The organism is Streptomyces bambusae (assembly GCF_019400985.1).
Classification (GTDB): Bacteria; Actinomycetota; Actinomycetes; order Streptomycetales; family Streptomycetaceae; genus Streptomyces; species Streptomyces bambusae_A.
Map to the genome: position 1 here is coordinate 1 of NZ_WTFF01000738.1, position 598 is coordinate 598.

General features: G+C 78.1%; 1 protein-coding gene and 1 pseudogene. Both read left to right on the forward strand.

Going from position 1 to position 598, the window contains the following annotated elements:
* Window positions 1–408 (forward strand): BBE domain-containing protein (locus GPJ59_RS36800; protein ID WP_219672418.1); only part of this gene is annotated, 408 nt, incomplete at its 5' end.
* 2 nt (window positions 409–410) lie between these two features.
* Window positions 411–598 (forward strand): annotated as a pseudogene (locus GPJ59_RS36805) (hypothetical protein); the annotation flags it as partial.

Sequence of the window (598 nt, forward strand, 5' to 3'; positions counted from 1 at the left end):
GGGCTGCCCGACGCGGCGGTCGGCGCGGTCCTGGACGCCGTGTCCCGGCGCGGGCCGGCCGACGGGCGGGGCGTGGTGCAGTTCGACGGGGTGTGCGGCGGGGCGCTGAACCGTATCGGCGCCCGGGAGACCGCATTCGTCCACCGCGACAGCGCGTTCCTCGCCCAGTACCTCGCCTACTGGCCCGAGCCGGCCCCGCCCGGGGCGGTCGGCCGGCAGCAGGCGTGGCTGGACGGCCTGTGGCGGGCGCTGCGGCCGTGGGCGGGCGGCAGCGCGTACCAGAACTACGCCGATCCGCGGCTCGCCGGCTGGCGCGAGGCGTACTACGGCGCGAACCTGGCCCGCCTGGAAGAGGTCAAGCGGGCCGTCGATCCTGACCGGTTGTTCAGCTTCCCCCAGGGGGTCTAGGCATGCGGACCACGATGTGTACGACGCTGCGGCGCGCGGCGGTGACGGCGACGGCCGCGGCCGCCCTCCTGTCCGGCGCACTCCTGCCGGCTCGGGCGGCGACACCCCAGGACCCACCGCCGCCGGACCCAGCGGCGGTGCAGTCGCAGGGCGGCGCCGCGGGGCCCGGAGCCGGTGCACCGCCCGGCGG